At 66.8% G+C, this 15,989-nt stretch carries 18 protein-coding genes; 2 read left to right on the forward strand and 16 right to left on the reverse strand.

What is annotated here, in order from left to right:
- Positions 1-155: 155 nt before the first annotated feature.
- Complete coding sequence (locus HNQ07_RS16290) at positions 156-1,034, forward strand: SMP-30/gluconolactonase/LRE family protein (RefSeq protein WP_184113716.1); 879 nt, start codon at positions 156-158, stop codon at positions 1,032-1,034.
- Positions 1,035-1,059: 25 nt separating this feature from the next.
- Positions 1,060-1,299 carry a hypothetical protein gene (locus HNQ07_RS16295; RefSeq protein ID WP_184113718.1) on the forward strand — a complete coding sequence of 80 codons (240 nt, stop codon included), beginning with the start codon at positions 1,060-1,062 and terminating at the stop codon, positions 1,297-1,299.
- Between the two features lie 9 nt (positions 1,300-1,308).
- Here the strand turns inward: HNQ07_RS16295 and HNQ07_RS16300 are convergent, their stop codons facing one another.
- From HNQ07_RS16300 to HNQ07_RS16375, 16 genes are all read right to left on the reverse strand, one after another.
- On the reverse strand, positions 1,309-1,644 hold the full coding sequence (locus HNQ07_RS16300) for a hypothetical protein (RefSeq protein ID WP_184113720.1): 336 nt from the start codon (positions 1,642-1,644) through the stop codon (positions 1,309-1,311).
- 58 nt (positions 1,645-1,702) lie between these two features.
- A complete protein-coding gene (locus HNQ07_RS16305; RefSeq protein ID WP_184113722.1) occupies positions 1,703-2,410 on the reverse strand; it encodes a hypothetical protein in 708 nt (235 codons plus the stop codon).
- Between the two features lie 170 nt (positions 2,411-2,580).
- On the reverse strand, positions 2,581-4,164 hold the full coding sequence (locus HNQ07_RS16310; RefSeq protein ID WP_184113723.1) for an HD-GYP domain-containing protein: 1,584 nt from the start codon (positions 4,162-4,164) through the stop codon (positions 2,581-2,583).
- A 174-nt stretch (positions 4,165-4,338) separates the two neighbouring features.
- Entirely contained in the window at positions 4,339-4,806 is a 468-nt protein-coding gene (locus HNQ07_RS16315) for a YbjN domain-containing protein (protein ID WP_184113724.1), read from the reverse strand.
- A gap of 50 nt (positions 4,807-4,856) precedes the next feature.
- On the reverse strand, positions 4,857-5,150 hold the full coding sequence (locus tag HNQ07_RS16320; RefSeq protein ID WP_184113725.1) for an addiction module toxin RelE: 294 nt from the start codon (positions 5,148-5,150) through the stop codon (positions 4,857-4,859).
- Positions 5,151-5,252: 102 nt separating this feature from the next.
- Positions 5,253-5,444 (reverse strand): YwbE family protein, encoded by a 192-nt coding sequence (locus tag HNQ07_RS16325; RefSeq protein ID WP_184113726.1) that lies wholly within the window; start codon positions 5,442-5,444, stop codon positions 5,253-5,255.
- 318 nt (positions 5,445-5,762) lie between these two features.
- A complete protein-coding gene (mads4, locus tag HNQ07_RS16330) occupies positions 5,763-6,365 on the reverse strand; it encodes a methylation-associated defense system protein MAD4 (protein WP_184113727.1) in 603 nt (200 codons plus the stop codon).
- Complete coding sequence (gene mads3, locus HNQ07_RS16335; RefSeq protein WP_184113728.1) at positions 6,365-7,666, reverse strand: methylation-associated defense system AAA family ATPase MAD3; 1,302 nt, start codon at positions 7,664-7,666, stop codon at positions 6,365-6,367. Before mads3 ends, mads4 begins: the two co-directional genes overlap by 1 nt.
- Positions 7,635-9,053, reverse strand: a complete 1,419-nt coding sequence (purF, locus tag HNQ07_RS16340) for an amidophosphoribosyltransferase (protein ID WP_184113729.1) — start codon at positions 9,051-9,053, stop codon at positions 7,635-7,637. Before purF ends, mads3 begins: the two co-directional genes overlap by 32 nt.
- Before the next feature lie 31 nt (positions 9,054-9,084).
- The gene (purL, locus tag HNQ07_RS16345; RefSeq protein WP_184113730.1) at positions 9,085-11,328 is read right to left on the reverse strand and encodes a phosphoribosylformylglycinamidine synthase subunit PurL; all 2,244 of its coding nucleotides are present in this window, start codon (positions 11,326-11,328) and stop codon (positions 9,085-9,087) included.
- Between the two features lie 53 nt (positions 11,329-11,381).
- On the reverse strand, positions 11,382-11,858 hold the full coding sequence (locus tag HNQ07_RS16350) for a DinB family protein (RefSeq protein WP_229832146.1): 477 nt from the start codon (positions 11,856-11,858) through the stop codon (positions 11,382-11,384).
- Positions 11,855-12,532 carry a phosphoribosylformylglycinamidine synthase subunit PurQ gene (gene purQ, locus HNQ07_RS16355; RefSeq protein WP_184113732.1) on the reverse strand — a complete coding sequence of 226 codons (678 nt, stop codon included), beginning with the start codon at positions 12,530-12,532 and terminating at the stop codon, positions 11,855-11,857. The genes HNQ07_RS16350 and purQ overlap by 4 nt, the downstream gene beginning before the upstream one ends.
- Before the next feature lie 127 nt (positions 12,533-12,659).
- Complete coding sequence (locus tag HNQ07_RS16360; RefSeq protein WP_229832144.1) at positions 12,660-13,028, reverse strand: cupin domain-containing protein; 369 nt, start codon at positions 13,026-13,028, stop codon at positions 12,660-12,662.
- Entirely contained in the window at positions 13,025-13,276 is a 252-nt protein-coding gene (gene purS, locus HNQ07_RS16365; protein WP_184113734.1) for a phosphoribosylformylglycinamidine synthase subunit PurS, read from the reverse strand. The genes HNQ07_RS16360 and purS overlap by 4 nt, the downstream gene beginning before the upstream one ends.
- Positions 13,277-13,353: 77 nt before the next feature.
- Positions 13,354-14,076, reverse strand: a complete 723-nt coding sequence (gene purC / locus HNQ07_RS16370) for a phosphoribosylaminoimidazolesuccinocarboxamide synthase (RefSeq protein WP_184113736.1) — start codon at positions 14,074-14,076, stop codon at positions 13,354-13,356.
- A gap of 314 nt (positions 14,077-14,390) precedes the next feature.
- Complete coding sequence (locus tag HNQ07_RS16375) at positions 14,391-15,827, reverse strand: CbiX/SirB N-terminal domain-containing protein (protein WP_268245903.1); 1,437 nt, start codon at positions 15,825-15,827, stop codon at positions 14,391-14,393.
- Between the last annotated feature and the right edge of the window lie 162 nt (positions 15,828-15,989).

Below are 15,989 nucleotides of genomic sequence, written 5' to 3' on the forward strand. Positions count from 1 at the left end.
TCCCAGCATACCCCTGCGCCCCGGACGGAATGGCACGGGGCGCCGCTTTGCCCCCAGTGTTCCTGACGCCGTGACCGCCCCTGACCGGCGCGTCAGCCCCGCCTCCTTTAGACGGCCCCCACGTGCGCGGCGCGGCGGGCGCGCAGCATGGGCGCATGACCCTGCACGCGGCCCGGCCCGAGTTCCTCGACCTCTTCCCCGACGGCGCGCAGCCCGAACAGCTCGGCAGCGGCTATACCTGGACGGAAGGCCCGGCCTACGTGCCGTCGCGCGGCGTGGTGGTGTTCAGCGACGTGCGGCAGAACCGCACGTGGTCGTACTCGGACAGCGGGGAGTTGCGGGAGGAGATGAACCCCAGCCACCACCAGAACGGCCACTGCGTGGACGCGCAGGGCCGCCTGATCGCGTGCTCGCACGGGCAGCGGGCGCTGCTGCGCCAGGAGCAGGGCGGCTCGTGGACGGTGCTGGCCGACTCGTTCGAGGGCAAGAAGCTGAGTTCCCCGAACGACGTGGCGCTGCACCCCGACGGCAGCCTGTGGTTCACCGACCCTACCTACGGCATCGACAAGCCCGAGGAGGGGTACGGCGGCACGCGCGAGCAGGCCGGCAACTACGTGTACCGCCTCGCTCCGGACGGCACCCTGACGGCGCCCATCCGCGACCGGGACAAGCCGAACGGGCTGGTCTTCGCGTCGGCGGACACGCTGCTGCTGGCTGACACCGGCAAGGACGCCGCCACGTACCGCTACGCGGTGACCCCGGACGGGCAGGCCACGCTGGCCGGTGAACACTTCCGCGTGTCCCCCGGCAAGACCGACGGCCTGCGCGTGGACGAGGCCGGCCGCATCTGGAGCAGCGCCGGGGACGGCGTGCACGTCCTGACGCACGACGGTGAGGAACTCGGACGGATTCCGTTCCCGGAGACCGTGGCGAACGTGTGCTTCGGGGGCCCGGACGGCACCACCCTGTACGTGACGGCCACCACCGGCTTCTGGCGCATTCCCACCCGCACCCGCGCGCTGGCGTGGCGCTGAGGAGAGGTCAGGGTAAGATGCGCCCATGCGTATCCTGTCCCGGCTGCTGGTCCTGGTGGGCGTCATCGTGATCGTGGTGTCGGCCGTGCTGCTCGGCAAGGACGTGATCGACATCAACCAGCTGCACGCGGTCGCCAACGCCAACCGCAGCACGAACTTCCCCAGCCCGCTGAACAACGTGCTGATCACCTACGGGCTGTCGGTGGTGGGCGCGTTCCTGACCGGCCTGGGCGTCAGCATGCCCAAGGGCCGTACTCGGCCCTGAGCGCGGCCGTCAGCGCAGGGGCCGGCACCCGCTGAGCTGCACGCGGCCCGTCGCGTTGTCGCGCAGCGAGGACGTCCCGCCCTGCGTGGCCCACGTGACCCGGTCGTTGCGGAACGATCCGCCGGGCATCAGCGACAGGGTGGTCGTGCGGCCGGCAAAACTCACGATGGCGGTGTCACCCATCGGCGTGACCTGCACGCGCACGCCGCCCTGGCAGACGTAGGTGACCGGTCGGGGCCGGGGCAGGCCATCCGCCCCGGCGGACCCGGCCACGCCGAGCAGGGCCAACGTGCCGAGCAGCGCGGCAAGACTCCGGCGGGCGCCGGACCGTTCAGACATAGACATGCGGGGAGCATCCCACGCGCCCCGAAGGGCGGGGTGAGGGAACGCTGAACGGCCGGCCCTAGCGCAACAGGGCGTTCATGCGCGCCGGCAGCAGCGACGCGCCCACCACGCCGAAGTCCCGCACCTGCCCGCGGCCGTCCAGCCCGATGATCAGCGTCCAGCCGCCCTTCGGGCCGCGCTCGAAGGCGGCCGTGCGGGTGTAGTACGTGACGTCGCCGTGCGGCGTGAGTTCCTCGGCCAGCACGGCCGTCTCGGCGCCGTAGGCCCGGACGCCGCCAGCCCGGAAGGCCCGGAAGTCGCGTTCCGACTTCCACTGCGCCTTGACCGCCGGTGAGAACGACGCCCACACGGCGTCCAGCGAGCTGTCGTACCACTGCTGCGTGAGCCAGCGGGCCAGCCGCAGCGTGGCGTCCAGCGACGCCGATCCGGTTTCCGACGTGGTGGGCGCGGCGGGCGTGCGGGCGGCGCGGGCCGGCGCGGCCGTCCGGGCCGGGGCCGCCGTGACCTCGCCTGCGCCGGGAATGTCCGGCAGCGGGGCCGCCAGGGCGCTGTCCTCGCCCTGCGCCTGCGGGGCGCGCGTGGCCGGGGCGGGGGCGACGACCCGCGCGCCCGCGACTGCCGTGGCCGGCACCGCCGCGCCCAGGTCCGGCGTGTGGAAGACCGAGCGCAGCGCCTGGCTGAGGGTGCCGCCGCTGACCACCATCGCGCTGGCCAGGGCCACCAGACCGTACGCGGCGACCGAAGTGACGTGTTCCCGAACCCCCATGCAACTCCCCCTCACGGTCCGCCGGCGACGGCCGTTACCCACCCCCGCCGGGGGTATGCCCGCACAGCATACCGGCTTCGGGCGTCCAGGGCCGGGTCAGGGTGACAAGGGGAGCGGCCCCGCGCAGCGCGACCGGTGGACGTGCGCCGCGGAGCCGCGTTCAGGTGGGTTCAGCGGCCGAAGGCGCCGGCCGGGGTGGGCAGGGCGCCGGGAAGCGTCAGCCACGGCGCCGCGGTCTGGTTCTCCTGCGGTTCGTGCAGCGCCACCCACGCCGCCACCACACGCGGATCGAAGGCCTTGCCGGCTTCCTCGGCCAGGTAGGCGTTCGCGCGGCTGGGCGTCCATGGCTGACGGTAGGCGCGCTCGCTGGTCAGGGCGTCGTACACGTCCGCCACGGCCAGGATGCGGGCCAGCAGCGGAATCTGCTCGCCGGCCAGGCCGTCCGGGTACCCGGCGCCGTCCCAGCGCTCGTGGTGCCAGCGCACCACGCCCAGTTCCTCCGGGAGCAGGCCGAGGCGCTGGGCGCGCTCGTAGCCGGTGGATGGGTGCTGACGCACCAGCGTCCAGTCCGCGCCGGTCAGGCGGCCGGGATGGTTCAGGATGTCCACCGGCACGTCCAGCTTCCCGAGATCGTGCAGGATGCCGCCCTGCGTGACGACCCGCAGCGCCTCGGGCGCGCAGCCCAGCGCGCGGGCGAGTTCCAGGGCGTACAGCGTGACGCGGTGCGCGTGCCCGGCGGTGTACGGATCGTGCGCCTCGACCTCCGCGATCAGGGCGCGCACAGGGGCGCTGATCCCGGCGGCGAGCAGGGCGTCCGGGTCGTTGTTCCACAGGCCGCGCAGGGCGGTGCCCAGCGGCACGCTGCGGTCGCGGTACTGCGCGATCAGGCCGGTGAGCAGCGCGCCGCTCACGCCGACCAGCAGCACGTGATACACCCACCACGACAGCGTCCACGCCAGGTTCAGCACGATCACGACCTGCGCCAGCGCCAGCCACCCGCCCGCGTACACCACCGCAAGTTGCAGCGGGAAGCGCGCGTAGCGCCATGACGCCCAGTACCGCGCGGATGCCCACACGCTCAGGCCGACGGTGGCGGCCAGGATCACCACGCGGCCGGACCACGCGGTGGGGGCCAGCACCTCCGCGACTTCCGGGTTGAAGACCAGCGCGCCCAGGCCGAATAGCACCAGCAGCCACACGGCGGGCAGCCACCCGCGCAGGGCCAGCACGCCGCGCACCACAGTGTTCGTGGCCGGGAAGCTGGAGAGCAGCAGCCACGCGGCCGTGATCAGCGCGCCGAGCTGCGCCGCCGCAGGCAGCGCGATGAACCGATACGCCTCTTGCGTGGAGTCGCCCGCCGCCATGTCCGTCATCCCGGCCATGCCCGCGTGCCCGGCGTGACCCAACACGCCGACCTCCGGGGTGCCCAGGCCGTGCACGCCGTAGACCAGCCCCAGCGACCCGAAGGCCAGCGACAGCAGGATGACCTCGGCGTTGCGCTGGCGCAGGCCGACCAGGCCCATCCACACGGTCACGGCGGCGGTGAAGGCGGCGGCGGCGAGCACCAGCAGCATATGGAAGGTCAGGAGTTCCAGGCGGGCATTGAGCAGGGGCACCGACAGCAGCAGCGCCAGCAGCAGCGCGGGCACCCCGACCCCCGCCACCAGCGGACGCCGCGCCCGGCGCACCGCGGCGTCCCGCACGGGAGCCAATTCCAGGTCGTTGTGCACACTGGCGTGGGGTCTGGACGTCATGACGTCACGCTAGTGAGATCGATGTCACTCGCCTCTGACCGGCCGCCCGACTGGCAATCGTGAAAACGCAGACTCAGACAGCGTTCTCTGGGCATTCATTCACTGTTACCAGCCCATGCCCCCACTGGCCCCCCCGACAGGGGCATGCCGCGCGGGCCAGGACCGGCAGTCACGTCAGGGCAGGTTGTCGGCGAAGTCCGTCAGGTCGTCCAGGTACGCCTTGAGCCACGCGACCATGTTGGCGCGCGTGTAGCCCCCGGTCATCAGGTACGACGAATCCAGATACGCTACCTCTTCCTCTGTGTCCGAGTAGGCCTGCGTGTAGTGGCTGGCGTTCCAGCCGTTCACGTACTCGGTCACCTCGTCCGATGACGTGTCCGCGTCGTACCCGGTCGTCGCGTCCACGCGCTTACAGCCGTCGGCCTTGCATCCCTCAAGGTTCAGATACACCACGTCGCCGTCGATGGTGAGCGTGATGAACGGGCCATTCTTGCTGTCACCGGGGTTCAGCTTCGCGCTGTAGCCCGCCTGGGTCACGACCTGCAACACCGTCGCCGGCCGGCTGTCGAGCACCTCTCCCGTGGCGGCGCGGCCAGACGAGAACACGAGCAGGGCCAGCACCGGCACGCATGAGAGTTTCATGTCCGCAGCGTACGCCACCCGGGCGCACTGGGCGGCCCATCCTGGCCGGGCTACCCGCCCAGTGCGTCCACCAGCTGCGCCTTCGACATGGCGCTGCGGCCGCGCACATTCTGTTCCCGCGCGCGGTTGTACAGCTCGTCGCGCGACAGCTCGGTCAGGGCGCGGTTGGGGTTGCCGGTGCCCTGCGTGCGGCGGTTGGGCGTGCGGCCCTCCTCGCGCCGCTGTTTGTTCACGGTGCGGGCCGCGATCTCCTCGGCGCGTTCCTCGGACTCGCCGCGCTGGCGTTCCGAGTCCTTGACGTGCTCGTACTGCCGTTCGTCCTTGTCGCTCCACGCTCTGGGCATACGCAGACCTCCTGACGCCCACCGTAGCCACGCCCGCCTAAACGTCGGTGAGGCCGGACTTCACGCGCCGTCATGAGGAGAAGCAAAACGAACACCGATGTGCTACTCCACCACCGCCTGCACCCGTCCCACTTCCCCAGAGGTGAGCCGCACCTTGATGCCATGCGGATGCGACGGCGACCGTGTGAGCAGCGCCGCCACCACGCCGCGCGTGAGCTTCCCGGTCGGCTGATCGTGCTTCTGCACGATGTCCACGGTCAGACCGGGCTGAATCTGGGAGCGAGTTGGGGGCATGGAAGGAGGGTAATGCTGCCAGCACTGCCATAAGCCATTCCCCACATGCCGCACCGCCTCCCAGCCCGTTACCGTACCCTTGTCATGGGAGTGGTCTCAATAGGCAGAGCACCGGTAAAAACATTATGAACCGGAAAGGCGGAAGCCTTGGGCGCAGGCAACAACGCCGGAGCAGGTTGCAGATACACCTATAGCTGGCCCGAATGGGACAAAGCAGCACAGGAAACGTGTTCTTAAAAGCTCCAGCGCCACCCATGCGGTTCCAAGTTCCATTTCCTTTATCAAACATGATACTGTTGATGTTAATTGGAGATTTATCTAGTCACTTACTGGAAACCATGCACGAATTATCTTTAAAAACTTGTTGAACTCGGCGTCTTGACAATTTTTTAGCGAGACAATGTTTGCCAATTCATAAAATATAGATGAGGATCGCGGGATAGACCTAGCAGCATCAAATGCCTCTTTGGGCCGAAGTGGCTTTGAAGACCCATCGGGCCAAAATTGCTTAAGTTCTGATCTAATTTCCTCATATGATTCCTCTCTGCCAATGGCATTCAAAACGTGCAGAGAAGGCTGCCAGACCCACTGTTCTATTTCTGGGCTTATTACTAACACTTCTACTTGAGCAGCAATCCCGATACGTCTACAATCTTCAACAATCTTTTCTTTGATAGCATCAATACCTGGACTGCCTTCCCATTCCTCGTCCAAAACAATTAGACACTTACTGAATCTATAGTTCGCCTCAAGTTCTCTACAAAAAGCTGCACCAGTGGCATATACCCCAGGATCTCTGTTCGGGTGCTTATCGACACGGAAATTTATTAACCTGATGCCAATCGACTTCGTTCTATTTTCTAATAAACCGTCAAATACCGCTTTTTGATCTCCATCGGCAACAAGAACCAACAGATCCATTATCCCAAAACTCCACTGGCAAAAAGAACATCGAGTGATACTCTTCCCTTCCAGTCACGCAGTTGAGGATGATCGGAACCACTAATCACGTCGGTGTATCCGGAAATCGTTTTTGCAAAACACAGTAGATCCACAGGTTCGGCCATGCTAAGAATCACCGGAGAGTGGCTTGCAATAAATACTTGAGATGACTTCGACGACGATAGGGATTGGAAGACAGCCTCCATTGCCTTTGGATGTATGCCGTTTTCTGGCTCTTCAATAAGGTATGTTCTATTTTGATTATCCAGGTAAGGGAGCATTGTTAGAGCGATGAGCCTCAAAGTCCCGTCAGAGACGAGCCATGCTGGCACCTCTCCAGTGCTATAAATTACGCTCAAGTACTGGCTATTATCTTCAGGTCTGCTGACGACGTCAATGTCAACTATATCTCCAAGAAAAGATCGAATATGCTTCAGCCACCGAGAATATAATTTGTTTTTCTTGAAATCGCTAAGTACTCTAGGAAGATTACTGCCGTCAGGTAAAAACTCCCTCGCCCCTATTCGAGGGGATGACTTTCTCATCGCCTTGCTATCCAGCATTATAGTTTGAATACCTAGAGTAAAATAGTTTCTTACCCAAATGGCAATCGGGAATTTTTCATAATCTTCAGGAACATTAGAGATGGCAGACTTTTTATTGCCGAAACGAAACTGGCTATTCCAACCGGTTCTTTCAGATTTGAAATAATCATTGCCCGATTCTGTTTTGCCTATAATCTTTACCCACCCCTTTGGCGCCCTTCCTTTCTGGCTCCTGGGATGGATAACGTCGTTGTTTTCGCTCATCTCTATAGGAAATAGGCCATATCTCTTCATCTTGACGGATTGTGGCTTTATCCAGAGGTTTTCATTGATAATGATTTGATCTTCGCCTCTAATTCCAATCTTTATCTCGTACCTGGCCGTATCTAGCCTTGCACCACCCGATTGTATAATAAGTTCGTCTGGAAGTCTCAGCTCGATCCCTATTTCGATATCATTCGCGTTCTCATAATGTGTTAGATCAACTAAACTACCCCCTCTCTTTGTAACGGCAGCATCGATTCCATCAGATACAATATCCTTTACAAGCTCAGGTACATCAAGGAAAGTTGTTTTGCCTGAGGCGTTCGGCCCAATCAGCACCTGCATCATCTTCAGATCCTGCCTGACGTACTTTATCGATTTATAATTTTTAGCTTCAATTAAGGAAATGATGGTCTTTTCTCCTTTGGCCGAGCCCTGTCTATACTTCCAACGCCAGCTTATCCACGTCATTCAACAGCGGTGTACCAGCCGGATATTCCCCATTGAAGCATGCCAGGCACAGGCCGGGGCCGCTGACGGCTTCGCGGATGCCCTGCTCGCTGATGAAACTCAGCGTATCCGCCCCGATCAGCGCCCGGATCTCCTCGATGGAGTGCGTGCTGGCGACCAGTTCCTTGCGCGCGGCCGTGTCGATGCCGTAGAAGCACGGGTGCTTGATGGGCGGACTGCTCACGCGGAAGTGCACCTCGGTCGCGCCCGCCTCGCGCAGCAGGTTCACGATCTGCCGGCTGGTGGTGCCCCGCACGATGCTGTCGTCCACCAGCACGACGCGTTTGCCGCGCACGGCGCTGGTGGGCGAGAGCTTCATCTTGACCTTCAGTTCCCGCGCTTCCTGCGTGGGCGCAATAAAGGTGCGGCCCGCGTAGGGGTTCTTGTACAGGCCGTAGTCGAAGGGAATGCCGCTCTCTCGGGCGTAGCCGATGGCCGCGCCGATCCCGCTGTCCGGCACCGGGACGACGATATCGGCCTCGACCGGATGTTCGCGCGCGAGCTGGTGGCCCATGCGGATGCGGCTCTCGTGGGCGTCCACGCCGTCGAGCTGGCTGTCGCTGCGGGCGAAGTAGATCCACTCGAAGGCGCAGGGGGTGGGCTTGCGCGGGGCGACCATACGCGAGTGCAGGCCGTCGCGGTCTATCCACACGAGTTCGCCGGGCTGCACGTCGCGCAGCAGCTTGGCGCCCACGGCGTACAGGGCACAGGGTTCGGAGGCGATCACGTACGCGCCGTCCTCGCGCTCCCCGATCACCAGGGGCCGCACGCCGTTCGGATCGCGGAAGCCCAGGAGCTGCGTGCGGCTCATCAGCACGCACGCGTACCCGCCCTTGAGCTTCTTCATGGCGACGGCCGTCGCCTCGATCAGGTCAAGGTCGGCCTCGCGGGCGATCAGGTTGAGCATCACCTCGGAGTCGTTGGTGGTCTGGAACAGCCCGCCTTCCATCAGCATGCCGTTGCGGACTTCGCGGGCGTTCACGAAGTTCCCGTTGTGCGCCAGCCCCAGGATGCCCTTGTTCGTGCGGGTGGTCAGGGGCTGGGCATTGAAGCGCAGGTTGCTGCCGGTGGTGGAGTACCGCACGTGCCCGATGCTGACGCGGGCGTTCGCCAGCCGTACCGAGTCCAGCCGCCGCTCGTCGAACACCTGCGTGACCAGCCCGAGGTCCTTCTCCACGTGGAACTTCTCGCCGTCGGACACGCACATGCCCGCCGCTTCCTGGCCGCGGTGCTGCAACGCGAACAGGCCCAGGTAGGTCATCCACGCCAGGTCGTTCGGTTCCGGCGAGTACAGGCCGAACACGCCGCACTCGTCCTGCGGCTTGTCGGTGGTCGCGTCGAAGATCATCGGCGGCTCCAGGGCCGGGGCAGCGCCCCGCTCATCCCAGGATCTCCGCGAGGGGCGTGGTGAAGGCGTCGGTCAGGGCGGGGAGGGTCACGCTCAAGTGTACGTGCTGACCCGGCAGGGCGATGGTGACGCCGGTTCCCCCGGTGGTGCCCAGACGCGCGTGGGGCACGCCGCGTGCCGCGAGAGCCGCCTCGGTGCCCGCCGCGTCACGGGTGGCGATCAGAATTCGGCCGTGCGCCTCGCCGTACAGCAGGGCGTCGGCGCGCACGCTCTCGGGGGCGTCGATGCTGACATTCACGCCGACGTTCCCGGCAATCGCCATCTCCGCCAGCGCCACGGCGAGGCCGCCCTCGGCGCAGTCGTGCGCGGTGTCGGTCAGGCCGGACCGGATCAGGTGCAGGGTGGCGTCGATGACCGCCTGCTCGCGGCCCAGGTCCAGGGGCGGCACCCGCCCGGCCTCCAGGCCGTGCACCGTTTCGAGGTACTGGCTCGCCCCGATGGTGTCGGCGTGCTCCCCGATCAGGTACACGGTCTGACCCTCGCCCTTGAGGTTCAGGGTCGCGCGCTGCGTCACGTCCGGCAGCACGCCGACCATGCCGATGGTGGGCGTGGGGTGGATGGCGACGCGCTCGTCGCCCTCGATGTACTGGTTGTACAGGCTGACATTGCCGCCGGTGACCGGCGTGTTCAGCGCGCGGCACGCGTCCGCGATGCCGTGCACGGCCTGCTGGAGCTGGTAGTACACCTCGGGCCGGTGCGGGTTGCCGAAGTTCAGGTTGTCGGTGATCGCCAGTGGGGTCGCGCCCACACACGCGAGGTTGCGGGCAGCCTCGGCCACGGCGGCGGCGGCCCCGGTGTACGGGTCGAGGTACACGAAGCGCGGGTTGCAGTCGCTGGTGGCAGCCACGCCCATGCCCGAGCCCTTCACACGCATCACGGCGGCGTCGGCCGCGCCCGGCACGACCACCGTGTTGGTCATGACCTGATGGTCGAAACGCTCGAAGATGGGCCGCTTGCTGGCAATCGTGGGGTGAGACAGCAGGTCGGTCAGCACCGCCCCCAGGTCGCCGGGCACGGGCACGCCGCTCAGGTCGGTGTCGCGCTTGGCGCGGATCTCGTCGGACTCGACGCCCTCGCGGGTGTACTTGGGCGCCTCGTTCAGCAGGGCCACCGGCAGGTCGCAGACCACCTCGCCGCGCCACGTCAGGCGGTAGTTGTGGTGCTCCTCGACCTGCCCGATGGTCACCACGTCCAGTTCCCACTTGGCGAGCAGGTCGAGCAGGGCCTGCTCCTTGCCGGGCACCGGCACCAGGATCATGCGCTCCTGAGACTCGCTCAGGCACAGTTCCATGGGCACCATGCCGTCCTCGCGGGTCGGCACCAGATCGAGATTCATGGTGATGCCGAGTTCGGCGCGGTACGCCATCTCGCACGTGCTGGACACCAGCCCGGCCGCGCCCATGTCCTGCACGCCCGCGACCACACCCGCCTGGATGGCTTCCAGCGTGGCCTCCAGCAGCAGTTTCTCCATGAAGGGGTCGCCCACCTGCACGGCCGGGCGGTCCGCCTGGCTCGCGTTGCTCAGGTCGGCAGAGGCGAACACGGCGCCGCCCAGGCCGTCGCGCCCGGTCTTGGAGCCCACGTACACGATGGTGTTGCCGACCTCGCCCATCGTCCCTTTTGCCAGATCCTCGTGGCGCAGCAGACCCAGGGCCATCACGTTCACCAGGGGGTTTTCCTGGTAGCTGGGGTGGAAGGTCACCTCGCCGCCCACGGTGGGCACGCCGATGGCGTTGCCATAGTGCGCGATGCCTTCCACCACGCCGTTCAGCAGGAAGCGGGTGCGGGGGCTGTCGGGGTTGCCGAAGCGCAGGGAGTCCAGCACCGCGAAGGGCCGCGCGCCCATGGCGAAGATGTCGCGCAGGATGCCGCCCACGCCGGTCGCGGCGCCCTGCACCGGCTCGACCGCCGACGGGTGGTTGTGCGACTCCATCTTGAAGGCCACGCCCCAGCCGTCCCCGATGTCCACCACGCCGGCGTTCTCGCCCGGCCCCTGCAGGACCTGCGGGCCGGTGGTGGGAAAGAAGCGGAACAGCGGGCGGGAGTTCTTGTAGCCGCAGTGCTCGCTCCACATCGCGCCCACGATGGCAGCCTCCAGGGCGTTCGGCTCGCGGCCGATGCCCTCCACGAGGAGGTCGTACTCCTCGGTGGACAGGCCGAAGGTGGCGGCGCGGTCGCGCAGGGACGGAGCGGGCGTGGCGGGAATCTGGGTCATGGAGGTGCCTCTGGAGAAATCAGGAAACGGGGAGCGCGGCGGGGCAGTGGCCCTCAGCCGTGCTTCTTGGCCATCTGGAGCTGGCCGCGGTGGTACGCGACGTGCCGCAGCTGCATGCCCAGGCCGGTCAGGCGTTCGCGCACGCCGGTGGGCGCGGCGGGGGCGCGCAGCATGTCGCCCAGCTGCTCGTCGGTCAGCGCGCGGATGTGGGCCACGACCTTGGCCCCCACCCGGTCGAGTTCGCCCAGCACGATGGCCTTGCCGTTGGTCTCGTTGGCATTCGGCGTGCCGCGCAGCTCCTCCATCCACGGCGCCGACTCCCAGCCCAGGTGGGCGTAGGTGGCGCTGAAGTCCTGGAACGCGAAGAAGCGCAGCCACTCGGAGATATGCAGCGCGTGCCATGCGGCACTGTGGCCCAGCCGGGGCGTCTGGAACTCGGCGTCGGGCACGGCGTCCAGCCCGGCGCGGAACATGGTCAGCTCCTGCTCGTAGGCGGCGGCCAGGAAGTCCTGGACACGGACCGGGCTCACGCGCCCACCGCCACGCCGCTGCGGCTCAGGCTGCGGAACACGCCCTGGCCGTCCTCGCTGCCCAGCAGCGCCTCCACCGCGCGCTCCGGGTGGGGCATCATGCCCAGCACGTTCCCGCGCGCGTTCACAATGCCGGCGATGTCGTTCAGCGAGCCGTTGGGGTTGTCCACGTAGCGGAACACGACCTGCCCCTCGCCCTCAAGGCGGGCGATGGTCTCGGGATCGGCGTAGTAGTTGCCCTCGCCGTGCGCGATGGGCACCTCGATCACCTGCCCCGCCGTGTACGCGCCGGTGAAGGCGGTGGCGGCGTTCTCCACGCGCAGGTGCACCGGCCGGCACATGAAGTGCAGGTCGCGGTTGCGGCTCAGCGCGCCGGGCAGCAGCCCCGACTCGGTGAGCACCTGGAAGCCGTTGCACACGCCCAGGACATATCCGCCCCGCTCGGCGTGCGCCTTGACGGCCTGCATGATCGGGCTGCGCGCCGCGACCGCGCCGGAGCGCAGGTGGTCGCCGTAGCTGAAGCCGCCGGGCAGGAACACCAGATCGGTGCCGGCCGGCAGGCCGGGTTCGGTGTGCCACACGAACTGCGCGCTGTCGTCCAGCAGCAGGCGGGCGGCGTGCAGGGCGTCGGCGTCGCAGTTGGAGCCGGGAAACTGGATGACGGCGACGTTCATAAACCTCCGATTGAAGCCGCGCGAGCGGCGAAATCCGAGCGGAGCGAGTAGAAGAAAGCGCGCGTGACCGGAGCTGGAGCAGCCTGCGGCGCGTTCCCGCAGGTTGCGGAAGTGGAGGTCATGGGCGTCATAGGTGCTCCGGCTGCGCCACGGTGCGCTCGTTCACGACGTTGCCGGTGTTCAGGGTGCCAGCAGGCTCAAACATCACGATCCAGACCTCGTCCTCGGCCACGGGCAGGTGCTCCACGCCGCGCGGCACGATGATCATCTCCCCCACCCCGATGCGCCGCTCGCCGTCGCGGAAGCGCATGAGCAGCGTGCCCCTGGTCACCAGAAACAGCTCGTCCTCGTGCTCGTGGGCGTGCCACACGAACTCGCCGCTGATCTTTGCGATCTTGACGTGCTGGCCGTTGAGTTCCCCGATCACCTTCGGCTGCCAGTAGCCCTCGAAGGCACCAAACTTCTCCTGCAACTTCAGGACGTCGGGCACACTCACGCTTCGGCCAGCTCCCAGCGCGCATCCTCCATCACGGGGTTGCTCAGGACATTCTCGGTGATGTCGCGCAGCTGCGCTTCGACGTCGTCCCGGCTGCCGTTCAGGGTCAGTTCGATGTACTTGCCGACCCGCACGCCGTTCACGTTGCCGTGGTCGAGGTGAGACAGGGCGCGCTCGACGGTGCGTCCCTGCGGATCGAGGATGCTGGGCTTGAGGGTCACGAACACTTTGGCTTTGAAGGTGGACATGGGGCTCCTTCGGAGGTCTACAGGTTGAGCGGCTGAACGTCGGGAAAGGAACGGCCGGAGGCACCGATCACGGGTCGTCAGACCTCGGTCGTCACGCGCCGCAGCATCTCCGCGTAGGCGTCCTCGATGCCGCCGAGGTCGCGGCGGAAGCGGTCCTTGTCCATCTTCTCGTTCGTCTGCGCGTCCCAGAAGCGGCAGGTGTCGGGGCTGATCTCGTCGGCCAGCACGACCGTGCCGTCGGGGAGGGTGCCGAATTCCAGCTTGAAGTCGATGAGCCGCACGCCGCGCTGCTCGAAGTACGGCGTGAGAAAGCCCCGGATCTTCAGGGCAAGTTCACGGATGCGCAGCAGTTGCGGCTCGGTGGCCCACCCGAGGCTCAGAGCGGTGTCGGTGTTGATCAGGGGATCGCCCAGCGCGTCGGACTTGTAGCAGTACTCGACGACCGGATGCGTGAGCGGCGTGCCTTCCTCGATGCCCAGGCGCTTGCTGAAGCTGCCGGCCGCCACGTTGCGGACGATCACCTCGACGGGCACGATCGTCACGGCCTTCACGAGTTGCTCGGTGTCCGAGAGTCTGCGGACGAAGTGCGTGGGAACGCCGGCGGCCTCCAGCTGCGGGTACAGGTGCGCGGTGATGGCGTTGTTCGTGGCGCCCTTGCCCACCCACGAGCCGCGCTTCTGGGCGTTGAAGGCCGTGGCGTCGTCCTTGTATTCCACGATGTACTCGCCGGGCTCGGCCGTGGCGTACACCCGTTTGGCCTTGCCCTCGTACTTCATCTCGTGCCTGCTCGGTGCCGTCATACGCCCTCCGCCCGGCGCGGCGCGTGGCCGTCCAGGGAATGTAGGAACCGCGTCCCCCGGCTGGGTGCGGGGCAACGCTGAAATGGGGTGGGCCTGGTCATGCGGGGCCTCCATCGCCGCCTCTCGGGCGGACTTACCGCCGTGTGCATGGCCGGTGGCCGGGCGGGGCGTCTCACGGGACGCGGGTGGAAGAAATGGGAGTGCAGCCCGCACGTGGGCTGCCTTACCCCAGGGTAACACCCGGCCGCGCGAACTCGGCCGGGGTGTTCAGGTGACTCGGACGTGCGGGGAGCGTGGCGCCCCTGCGGGCCGGTTCAGTGGGCGTGCCCGGCCTTCTCGCCGCGTTTGCCACTGACTTCCTCGCGCACCTCCGCGACCAGCACGGTGCAGGCCTCGGCGCAGGGAATGCCGCCGGGCACGCCGTCGAGGAAGGTGTGCGTGAGTTTCTCGCCGGCCCACAGGCGGGTGCGCAGGCACGACGTGCAGACATCGTGCGCGACGTGCTCGACTTGTTCCGGGGTGGCCTTCTGCACCTTGGCGTAGATGCCGGTCTGGCGGCGGGCGGTGGTGGGCCACGGCGTGGCGCGCAGGGCGTGGCAGGTGTGCGCGTAAGTCTCCTCGACCACCGCCGGGTACGCGTAGTGCACGGCGCGGCGCAGGTCCTCCTCGCTCAGCACTGCCCGCCACCCGCGCGGGGCGTTGCGCAGGGTGTGCACGGGCCGGTGTTCGCCGCCGTCGTCCTTGCGGATGGTGTCGCGCACGCCCTCCGGGGTGACCAGGGTGCGCAGTTCCGCGCCGGGACGGCCCTCGTCGAGCGCGTGACGCAGTTCGTACACGCCGCTGTCCGGGGTGATCATGACCTCGCCGATCCGCAGGCCCCGGCGGGCGCGGCTCAGTACGGTCTGCCACGCCTGCTCGTGCCCGCGCTCCACGTCGCCGTCCTGCGCCAGGGCGCCGCTGGCCTCCTGCGCGAGGTGCAGGATCACGTCCGCCACGGCCGGGTGCGTGCCGACCGGCTTGGCGTAGTACACCGTCTGCGCGCCGTGCGGGTTTTCGGGGAAGGCCGTGACCTCACCGGTCAGGCCCATGTCCTCGGGAATGGTCTCCAGGGTGTGCCAGCCCTCCGAGGCGAAGAACGGCACGACCACCACGCGCGGCGCGCTGATCACCTCGGGCCACGTGCCCACCTTCGGCTCCTCGTCGAGGAACAGCGCCTGCACCTGCGCGAACTGCCCGGACTCGCGGATCAAGTCGGCGGCGCGGTAGATCACCTTGTTGCTGTTCTCGTTGCGGGTGGTGCCGTGGCCCAGCACGATCAGGGCGGTGTCCTGCGCGCTGAAGTCCGGCAGCGCCTCGCGAGCGCGGGCCAGGATCACGTCGGTCATGCTGGGGTGCACGCCGTACGGCAGGGTGTAGCGCACGGTGCGCCCACCGATCACGCGGGCCACGCCGCCCGGCGGCACCGGACCCTGGTGTCCCAGGCCGAGTTCGCGCGGAATCACCACCTCGGTGAAGTACCCCTCGCTGATGAACATGGGAATGACGGTCACGTCGGTGCTGGAGGTCGTCCGGAGCACCTGGCGCAGCGAGGGCTCCTCCTTCCAGTAGCCCTCCACGACCTCGTCGTACAGGCCACGCTCGCGGATCAGGTCGGCGTAGCGGTACACGGCGGTGGCCGATTCGCCGTTCAGGTGAGACCCGTGCCCGATGAGGATCAGCGAACGCATATGCCTGGCACTGTACCGCCCCACCCCTGGGAGGGATTGTCCCGACGCATGCAGGATGACCGGCCGCAACCGGCATAAACAGGTCTGAACGGTGCTTTCACGTTCCCTGCAGCGGGCGTCCGTACGGTGGACGGTGCCTGCCCAGTCGCCGGGGATCCGCCCCGCGCTGGCGCCTGCCCCGTTCAG

It is taken from the genome of Deinococcus metalli, from assembly GCF_014201805.1.
Taxonomy (GTDB): domain Bacteria; phylum Deinococcota; class Deinococci; order Deinococcales; family Deinococcaceae; genus Deinococcus; species Deinococcus metalli.